13 protein-coding genes and 1 pseudogene are annotated in these 8,255 nt (G+C 52.5%); all 14 read left to right on the top strand.

The genetic code is table 11. The features are described from left to right. Positions 1 to 312: 312 nt before the first annotated feature. Entirely contained in the window at positions 313 to 459 is a 147-nt protein-coding gene (locus ACR52_RS32040; protein ID WP_456238979.1) for a hypothetical protein, read from the top strand. Further along, complete coding sequence (locus ACR52_RS28835) at positions 460 to 1,479, top strand: ATP-dependent DNA ligase (protein WP_048731851.1); 1,020 nt, start codon at positions 460 to 462, stop codon at positions 1,477 to 1,479. It abuts the gene before it with no gap. Between the two features lie 123 nt (positions 1,480 to 1,602). Then, entirely contained in the window at positions 1,603 to 1,800 is a 198-nt protein-coding gene (locus tag ACR52_RS28830; RefSeq protein WP_048731849.1) for a hypothetical protein, read from the top strand. After that, positions 1,793 to 2,092 (top strand): hypothetical protein, encoded by a 300-nt coding sequence (locus ACR52_RS28825; RefSeq protein WP_048731848.1) that lies wholly within the window; start codon positions 1,793 to 1,795, stop codon positions 2,090 to 2,092. The genes ACR52_RS28830 and ACR52_RS28825 overlap by 8 nt, the downstream gene beginning before the upstream one ends. Beyond that, positions 2,092 to 2,283 carry a host cell RNA polymerase inhibitor gene (locus ACR52_RS31975; protein WP_048731846.1) on the top strand — a complete coding sequence of 64 codons (192 nt, stop codon included), beginning with the start codon at positions 2,092 to 2,094 and terminating at the stop codon, positions 2,281 to 2,283. Before ACR52_RS28825 ends, ACR52_RS31975 begins: the two co-directional genes overlap by 1 nt. A gap of 202 nt (positions 2,284 to 2,485) precedes the next feature. Continuing rightward, entirely contained in the window at positions 2,486 to 2,845 is a 360-nt protein-coding gene (locus ACR52_RS28810) for a hypothetical protein (RefSeq protein WP_048731843.1), read from the top strand. 110 nt (positions 2,846 to 2,955) lie between these two features. Continuing rightward, on the top strand, positions 2,956 to 3,648 hold the full coding sequence (locus tag ACR52_RS28805; protein WP_048731841.1) for a DUF2815 family protein: 693 nt from the start codon (positions 2,956 to 2,958) through the stop codon (positions 3,646 to 3,648). Between the two features lie 2 nt (positions 3,649 to 3,650). Continuing rightward, positions 3,651 to 4,100 (top strand): endonuclease I, encoded by a 450-nt coding sequence (locus ACR52_RS28800; protein WP_048731839.1) that lies wholly within the window; start codon positions 3,651 to 3,653, stop codon positions 4,098 to 4,100. 3 nt (positions 4,101 to 4,103) lie between these two features. Further along, positions 4,104 to 4,550, top strand: coding sequence for a peptidoglycan recognition protein family protein (locus ACR52_RS30020; RefSeq protein WP_082143276.1), 447 nt, complete (start codon positions 4,104 to 4,106; stop codon positions 4,548 to 4,550). Between the two features lie 81 nt (positions 4,551 to 4,631). Continuing rightward, entirely contained in the window at positions 4,632 to 5,186 is a 555-nt protein-coding gene (locus tag ACR52_RS28790; RefSeq protein ID WP_048731835.1) for a hypothetical protein, read from the top strand. Beyond that, complete coding sequence (locus ACR52_RS28785) at positions 5,173 to 6,864, top strand: DnaB-like helicase C-terminal domain-containing protein (protein ID WP_048731834.1); 1,692 nt, start codon at positions 5,173 to 5,175, stop codon at positions 6,862 to 6,864. The genes ACR52_RS28790 and ACR52_RS28785 overlap by 14 nt, the downstream gene beginning before the upstream one ends. Positions 6,865 to 6,883: 19 nt before the next feature. After that, a complete protein-coding gene (locus ACR52_RS28780) occupies positions 6,884 to 7,078 on the top strand; it encodes a hypothetical protein (RefSeq protein ID WP_048731833.1) in 195 nt (64 codons plus the stop codon). Between the two features lie 90 nt (positions 7,079 to 7,168). Beyond that, a complete protein-coding gene (locus tag ACR52_RS28775; protein ID WP_048731831.1) occupies positions 7,169 to 7,621 on the top strand; it encodes a hypothetical protein in 453 nt (150 codons plus the stop codon). Next, positions 7,608 to 8,255, top strand: a pseudogene (locus ACR52_RS30840) (hypothetical protein); the annotation flags it as partial. The gene ACR52_RS28775 and the pseudogene ACR52_RS30840, both read left to right, overlap by 14 nt.

The following is an 8,255-nucleotide window of genomic DNA, read 5'->3' as shown; positions in this document are numbered from 1 at the left end:
GATGGTTGAGACGTACACCGAGAACGATGTCTTGGACGACTTCCGTGAGCAGTTCATGGAGCAGCTCCACGAGACCCAGCTTGAGAAGATGCCTGCGATCCCTGCTAAGGGGTCCCTGGATATCACGAAGATCCTTGAGAGCCAGTTTGCTTTCGCATAGTCCAGCTTAAAACACCCACTAAAAGCACAACGAAACCTCATTGAGATTTAACCGGTCTCTCTGGGGTTTTTCTTTGCCTGCCTTCTTCACGATTTAAAACACCCACTAAAAGCACAACCAACCTTCCCAACACTTTAGGAGTTCTTTTCGCTATGCAATCCACTAAGACAATTGAATGCAACACCCGCACTTCCAAGCGCCGCACAGATGACGAAATGGAAGCTGTGCGGGTCCGTCGCGGCAAGTTGAACAAAGTGCAGCGCCAAGCAAAGCGTGACATCTGGCAGGAGGCTGAATAAATGAGCAAGGTTCAAAGCGTAATCATCGAGACCAGCCCGCACCGCCCAGTCAATTTTAACGAGAAGGCTGTCAGTAAGGTTCTTGAAGAGTCTTATTTGATTGCTGACGTTAAAGAAGATGGGGTCCGGTTGAATCTTTGTGTTGAACAGCATCACGTAGATAGCACAGAAGAGTTCTGGACTACCGAATGGCTGAGCCGCGAAGGTAAGAGATTCCCCGCCATGGGCGCATTAGGCGCTCTTGATGGTGATCGCCGTTGGGAAGACTTCTTTGAGACCGACGAAGCGTTGTTTCCTGAAGGGTTCATGCTGGACGCTGAGCTGCGTATTGATGACCTCCCGTGCAAAGACATCGCCGGGACTCTTCGCCGCCATCAAGCTATCGACCTGAGCCGTTTGAAGGTGATCGTGTTCGGCATTCTGCCTATGTCTGTGGTCCGGTCGGGACAGGACTATGACGTGACCCACAGTGTCATGAAGTACCACGTTGAGTATCAGGTGAAGTTGCTTCAAGAGCGATTCCCTGAGATTGCTTGGTCGGTCGTTGAGTCCTTGGACTGCTTCAGCATGGTGGAGGTCGACACGCTCTATGAGTCCGTCCGTGAACGTAAGTTGGAAGGCTTGGTGCTTAAAGACCCTATCGGGATCTACAAGCGCTCTAAGCAATCCGGCATGTGGAAGATGACCCCGGATGACAACGAAGACGGAAAGGTTGTTGGTCTTGTTTGGGGCACTCCTGGGCTGGCTAATGAAGGCAAGGTGATTGGCTTCGAGGTACTTCTTGAGTCCGGCCACGTTGTGAATGCCTGCAAGATCAGTAAGGCACTTATGGAAGAGTTCACGGCTAAGTACCACGCATATAACGAGGTCTCCTGTACCTGCTGCCCGCCAACTGAAGAGAATCCCTACGAGGGCCACACAGTAAAAGTCACGTTCATGGAGCGATACCCGGACGGTTCTTTGCGTCACCCATCTTTCGATTCTTTTCGTGGCATCTCCGCGCCAACTATTAAGGAGTAACTTAATGGATGAATTGGTGAGGCTGGTCTATGCGCATCCTATCGGGACTCTTCTGTTTCTGTGGTTTGCAGTAGCAATTATTCGAAACTGACTTAATCGTTAAAACTTCTTAGGAGGACTTCTATGTCTCGCTCCACGCCTGCGTTCGCCCATCGTTTGGCCCAGTCGGCAAATGATCGTGCATATAACGCTGCACTGTTTACCTATCAGCGTACCCAGCGCCACGCACAGACACCAAAGCCTAAAGAGGCTCTTTGGGTCCGCATCAAGAACCGTCTGTTGGACATCTGGCAGAAAGTAAAGGAATACGTAAATGACTGAATACAGCGGTCGCTCAGTTAGTTATTACACAGTGTTCATCAAGAGCCCGACAACCCCCGCCAAGTGTCCCTATAGCGCTGAATGTAACGACATCATTGAAGCCCTGGGGATGAACTACGCCGAAGGCAATGCCTTTAAAGCGATCTGGCGACGAGCCGCGCAACGAACTCTCGGCAAAGCCAAGGTCGGCGCTAAACCGGATGGTCTTTACGACGCTGAGAAAGTCGCATTTTTCGGTGAGCGTCTTGTTGAACAATCCAAACAATTCAAAGAACAAGGAGTAATCAAATAGTGGAACTTGCGCATAAGACCTTTAAGGCAACAGTAGAAATTGACGATCACGTAGACGAAGTAACTATCTACGCGGTCAGTATGGACGCTGCATGGGCATCTGCTGAGGCCCGTTTTAGCAGTGGTGCCCGCGTAACTCGTATCCGTCCTATGGTCGCTCCAAATGTGGATCGCTTTGGGGTGACTCTGTGAGCGCCGTAGATGTTGCAGGCCGTGAGCTGAAGGTCGGTCAGTTGGTCGCACATACTGAGCGTGCAGCCTATCGTGGGCTAACTACTTCCCGGATCGTGAAGATCACAGCGAAGCAAGTTGAACTGTCCGTGAAGTCCTGGAGTGGTGCCGACAGTGGTATGCGCCGCGAACATTCGGCTGTGTGCATTGTGGAGGACATCTAATGAATCTCTCACAGGGTAATGGCCGTGCTAAACCTGACGGCTTCCTTCACCTGAATAACTTCAGCCATGTCCGACAATCGGGTCTGGCCGGTGTTCTCTACGAACGCTTAATGACCATAAAGCAACAGGAGCTGGTCGAGCTGACTTTGTTGGAGCTTGCAGGGCCTGGAAGTAATGCCCACTTCAAGCATGACGTGTGGCGATTCAAAAAGTCGTTCTTGAAGGAACATTTTATCCATGTGGTCTATTCGGTATATCGGTCGGTGCGCAAGTCGCCAGCCCAAGAAATCTCCATGGCAATTAGCCGTGAAGAACTGCAAAGCGAATCCCGCAAGGTTATTCAACCGAGCTTCTCGTAAGTTTTAAACACCCACTTAAAGCACAGACACTTCACTTGAGGCTTTCTTAAAGGTCTTGAGCGGATTCCTGCGCCTTCAATTTAGGTAATTCAATAAGGAGACCCATAACTATGGCAGGTCCACGTAAAGAAATTCTCACCACTCCTAAAGGTTTCGCAGAACCGTACTGCGCTCTCCAAAAGCCGGACTACGGCAACCCTGAAAAGGGCTTCGGCAACCCGCGTGGTCTCTGGAAAGTTGACCTCACAGTTTCTTCCCGAGCCGCTCAGCCTCTGATCGATACGATCGTCCAGGCGCACGAAGCCAACTACAAGAAACTCCTGGCTGAACACGAGAAGAATCCACCAGTTGTTCCACGCGGTAAGAAGCCGCTGCTGCCATACGAGGGCGACATGCCTTTCGTGGATAACGGCGATGGCACTGTGACCTTCAAGATCAAGGGCTACGCCTCGTACATCGACAAGAACACCCAGGAGAACAAAGCGATTCCTCTGAAGGTGGTCGACTCCAAAGGTAAGCGTATCGACAACGTTCCGGCCATCGCTGGCGGCTCTGAGCTGAAAGTGAAGTTCACTCTGTTCCCGTATGGCTGGACCGCTGTGGCCGGTGCTTCCGTGAAGCTGCAAATCGACAGCGTAATGCTGCTGAACCTGAAAGAGTTCGATGGCGGTAACGACTGGGCTGATGACGTGGAAGAGGGCGGCTACTCCGCTGACGATTCCAGCGAATGGGAAGAAGGCGAAGAGACCGGTTCCCGTGGTCACGCTGACGAAGAAATCCCAGACGATGCAGGCGACTTCTAACAGTGGCCGCATTCGGTCGCTACGCCGGACCCCGAAGAACTGCAAGTTCCTTTCGGTCGGGTCTGGAAGAGAAGAATAGCGAACTGATGGACAAGCACGGTATCCCTTACACCTTTGAGCTGCATTGGATTAACTACACGATCCCTGCACGAGTCGCTAAGTATCTCCCGGACTTCATCTTGGGGAACGGAATCATCATTGAGTGTAAAGGGATTTGGGAAGTTGAAGATCGCAAAAAGCACTTGCTGCTGCGTGAGCAATATCCCCAGCTTGATATTCGTCTGGTCTTCTCATCGAGCAAGGCGAAGCTCTACAAGGGCTCACCTACGACTTACGGGGCGTGGTGTGAGAAACATAATATTCAATTCGCAGACAAGTTAGTTCCACTGGCTTGGATGAAGGAGAAGAAGAGACAGATTCCTGACGGGATTCTGAAAGAGAAAGGAGCGTAACTAATGGCTCGTGTCCAATTCAAACAGCGGGAGGTGACAAACCTTATCGTTCTTCATTGCGCAGCTACACGCCCCTCCATGGACATTGGTCTGCGTGAGATTCGTCAGTGGCATGTACAACAAGGCTGGCTTGACGTTGGCTACCACTACATCATCCGAAGAGATGGCACTGTGGAAACAGGCCGTCCTCACGATGTCGTAGGGTCCCACGTTAAAGGTCACAACTCTGATTCTGTCGGTGTTTGTCTTGTTGGTGGTGTTGATGACAACTTGAAGCCTCAGAACAACTTCACGGATGCTCAATGGAAAGCCCTGGACCTTTTGGTTTGGGAGACCCTTGTGCCTCTGTATCCCAACGCAACTCTTAAAGGCCATAGAGACCTCGACTCTGGCAAAGCCTGCCCGTCCTTTGATGTGGCTGAATGGGCATTTAAGAGAACCTCAGCGTAATACCCATAAAGCAACTGTAGAGCGGACCTAATGGGTTCGCTTTAACAGCAATTTTCACCTCTTAACTTAGGAGGATTACCTATGTCTGTTAATCGGGCAACTATGCAAGGGGCTTTTGACCTGTGTGAATTGTTCCAGAAAGAAGGCGTCCCCAGCATTATCGCAGGTGGTGCAGCCCGAGATATTTACTTTGGTGTCACTCCTAAAGACATCGACGTGATTATTTGCTGCGACGACAAGTTGTATGCCTCTTCGATTCTTGAAAAGGCAGGTATCGCGCACTCTGTCATTCACTTCTACAACGAGTCCTCTTCCGACCGAATCATTGGTGTCTTCAAGATCGCAGGCACGAACATTGATGTTTGCCTCTACGACTGTACGGATGTCAGCGAAGCCGTTGATGCTTTCGACTTCAACCTGAACCAGTTCGTTATCTCGGGGATTCATCACGGGATCGACGGGGCACATGTTCGTTTTGTTGGACAGACCCACTGGTCCACTTTGGCGGCTGTTCGTAAAGACTACTCGCTGAAACGCTTGGAGAAGATGCAGGCCAAGTTTTTGGACCTGCGTGATCGGCGGGCAACCGGCGAAACCGTGGAGGTTCCTGTGGGCGGTGTTAATGGACCGTTCTGAGGATCTACCAGAAAGCGAACTGCTCCACAAAGGCCCCTGTACGAACGTCGATGAGTGTTCATCCAGCGATGGCATGGCCACTTACTCAGACGGCCATACCTTTTGCTTTGTGTGCGAACACCACACCCCTGGCGATGGCTCAGAGGGCCACACGACACGACAGGCCACCATGCGTGCTAACGGCACTATGGCGATGGGCGAACACCAAGGACGCTTTCAGGACTTGCCTAAGCGTGGTCTGCAACAGGCCATCTGCAAACAGTACGGATACTGGGTAGGCAAGACCCACAGCGGAAAGAACATTCAGGTAGCGGACTACCGTGATGAACACGGGAATCTTGTAGGCCAGAAGATTCGAGACGCTGACAAGAACTTCTCATCTACGGGTAAGCACGGCGCGGACTGCCTCTTCGGGAAGCATCTGTGGTCAGGCGGCAAGAAGATCATCATCACGGAAGGTGAGATTGATTGTCTGACAGTTGCCCAGTTGCAAGGCGGGAAGTATCCCGTTGTGTCGCTCCCTACAGGTGCCCCAAGTGCCCGTAAGGCCTGCGCGAAGAACTATGAGTACCTCGATACGTTCGACGAAATCATCCTCATGTTTGATATGGATGACGTTGGCCGTGCAGCGGCAATGGATGCTGCTGAGGTACTCCCAGCGGGCAAGGTGAAGATCGCCGTATTGCCCATGAAGGACCCGAACGAATGCGTTATGAACGGCCAAGCAAAAGCCGTCATGGATGCAATGTGGAACGCCGCGCCTTTCGTCCCGGATGGTGTGGTCTCCGCGAAGTCCCTCAAGTCCCGCATTAAGAACAAGCAAGACATCCCAAGGATTCCCCTGGCGGGTCCTGCTGAACTTCGCCGTATGACCAAGGATGCACGGGCCGGTGAGCTGCTTATGGTGACTTCCGGGTCGGGCATGGGTAAGTCCACCTTTGTGCGCCAGAACGTTTACAGCTGGTTTCAGCAACACGGCCTGCCTGTTGGCGTTGCGATGCTTGAAGAGTCCGTTGAGGAAACCGTTGAGGACCTCGTGGGCTTGCATATGCGCCGTCGCTATCGACAGAACCCTGACGGCACCACAGAGGAAGAGTTTGACGCTGCCTTTGACGCCATCTTTGAGACGGACAAGCTGTTTCTCTATGACTCCTTCGCGGAGTCCGTAGAAGACCGTTTGATGTCCAAGCTGCACTTCATGGTGAAGGGGCAGGGCTGCAAGGTGATCGTGCTGGACCACATCTCTATCGTGGTTTCGGGCATGGATGACAACGGCGACGAGCGAAAGACTATCGACCGCCTTATGACCAAGCTAAAGACCTTCGCCAAGACCAACGACATCCTCATGGTCGTTATCTGTCACCTGAAGAACCCCGAGAAAGGGAAGGCCCACGAAGAAGGCCGTCAGGTTTCCATTACGGACCTTCGAGGTTCCGGCTCTCTACGTCAGCTCAGTGACACCATCATTGCCATGGAGCGTAACCAGCAAGGGGACAACCCAAACGTGGTCACGATCAGGGTCTTGAAGTGCCGCTTCACAGGCGACACAGGCGTGGCTGGCTATCTGATTTACAACAAGGAAACCGGGTGGCTGGACGAGATGCCCGATGGTTGGAAACCAGGCAGTGACGACGACTGGAAGGACGACATACCGAAAGAACCAAACCCCGACTTTTAACCCACTCAAGGAGAACCCTATGACCATTATCAAACTGTACAAATTCGCATTGAAGAAGCTGGCCGCAGCAATGACCAAGGCTGCGAACGCCAAGAAGGCTCAAGCCGACTTCCTCGTTAAGGCCAGCGCAAAGGCTGCTGAAGAGGCCCTCGAAGCTGCCAGTGAGAGCAAGCGTCTGACCGAAGAAGCCGCCAAGGTTTCCGCTCTGATCTAAGAGTGACTCAAGGGTCTCCGCTTTGGGGACCCTTCGTTCAACCTTAATTCAAACACCCATCCCGTCACCAATTCCTTTGGAGGATTCACTGTGGACAATCAAAAAGTACGCGCCCACCTGCGCAAAGGTGAACTTGCTGTAAAGCTGCTGGAATCGCTGGGTTACTCCTACGACGACTCGAAAGTCCACCTTCAGCGGGAGCCTCGTTGGATCGCCCCGGCGAAGACTGAGTTGGAGTTGTTCAAAGAGCAGCTTCAAGAGCTTCTTACGCCTCCTGCAAAGCGCACCAGTCCTGTACGTGATGGGGCTTCGTTCACTGTGACGTCCCTGCCTCCTGGCCACTACCTGAACGCGTACATGTATCGCCGGTATGTGTTCACCGTAGAGTCCTCGGAATGGATCGCGCCGGGTTCTGAAAAATCCGAAAAGTTGAAGGGGTTTTCCGGCTGGGCAGTTCACTTTGAGATGCGCGGTACGGCCCGTAAGCAAGGCCTGTGGTTGCCGCTGAGCTGCATCAAGGTAACGCCTAATGCTGACTTCTGACATTGAGACAGACGGACTCCTTGAGAACGTTAGCAAGTTTCACTGTGGGGTCAGCAAGGATTATTTCACCGGTGAGGTCTTCGAGTTTGGTCCTGACCAGCTCAAGGAATACATCGCACAGCTTGAGGCTGAAGCAGCCAAGCCGGATGGCCTCGTGGTCTTCCATAACGGGATCAAGTACGACATCCCGGTCCTCGACAAGCTGAAGCGCCAATACTTCGGTAAGCGTCTCAACATACCCCGCAAGAAGGTCATGGACACCCTTGTCCTGTCCCGATTGATCCACGCGAACCTTAGAGACACAGACGGTGGCCTTCTGCGCACTGGACGGCTCCCAGGTAATCGCTTTGGGTCCCATGCATTGGAAGCCTGGGGCTATCGCTTAGGCGAGATGAAAGGCGAGTACACGACCGACTTTAAGGCTCAGTGCCTTGCAGATGGCACAACGTACACGCCGGGTCTCGAATGGAAGCATTGGTCAAAGGCGATGCAGGACTACTGCGTCCAAGACGTTGTGGTAACGACCAAGCTTGTCACCAAGTTGATGTCTGATCCGTACTACTTCCCCGGTGGGCTTGCTCCTAACGGCGAACACTGGATGAAGTCCATCCGTGCGGTTCACCTTGAGCATGAC

Source organism: Pseudomonas fildesensis (genome assembly GCF_001050345.1).
Lineage (GTDB): Bacteria > Pseudomonadota > Gammaproteobacteria > Pseudomonadales > Pseudomonadaceae > Aquipseudomonas > Aquipseudomonas fildesensis.
Note: the sequence above shows the minus strand (reverse complement) of the source record. Positions and strands in the feature narration are given on the sequence as shown.

Bases quoted from the DNA above. Each gene is read 5' to 3' on its own strand.
- ACR52_RS32040 (WP_456238979.1), top strand. From the start codon at position 313: ATGCAATCCACTAAGACAATTGAATGCAACACCCGCACTTCCAAGCGC.
- ACR52_RS28835 (WP_048731851.1), top strand. From the start codon at position 460: ATGAGCAAGGTTCAAAGCGTAATCATCGAGACCAGCCCGCACCGCCCA.
- ACR52_RS28830 (WP_048731849.1), top strand. From the start codon at position 1,603: ATGTCTCGCTCCACGCCTGCGTTCGCCCATCGTTTGGCCCAGTCGGCA.
- ACR52_RS28825 (WP_048731848.1), top strand. From the start codon at position 1,793: ATGACTGAATACAGCGGTCGCTCAGTTAGTTATTACACAGTGTTCATC.
- ACR52_RS28810 (WP_048731843.1), top strand. From the start codon at position 2,486: ATGAATCTCTCACAGGGTAATGGCCGTGCTAAACCTGACGGCTTCCTT.
- ACR52_RS28805 (WP_048731841.1), top strand. From the start codon at position 2,956: ATGGCAGGTCCACGTAAAGAAATTCTCACCACTCCTAAAGGTTTCGCA.
- ACR52_RS30020 (WP_082143276.1), top strand. From the start codon at position 4,104: ATGGCTCGTGTCCAATTCAAACAGCGGGAGGTGACAAACCTTATCGTT.
- ACR52_RS28790 (WP_048731835.1), top strand. From the start codon at position 4,632: ATGTCTGTTAATCGGGCAACTATGCAAGGGGCTTTTGACCTGTGTGAA.
- ACR52_RS28785 (WP_048731834.1), top strand. From the start codon at position 5,173: ATGGACCGTTCTGAGGATCTACCAGAAAGCGAACTGCTCCACAAAGGC.
- ACR52_RS28780 (WP_048731833.1), top strand. From the start codon at position 6,884: ATGACCATTATCAAACTGTACAAATTCGCATTGAAGAAGCTGGCCGCA.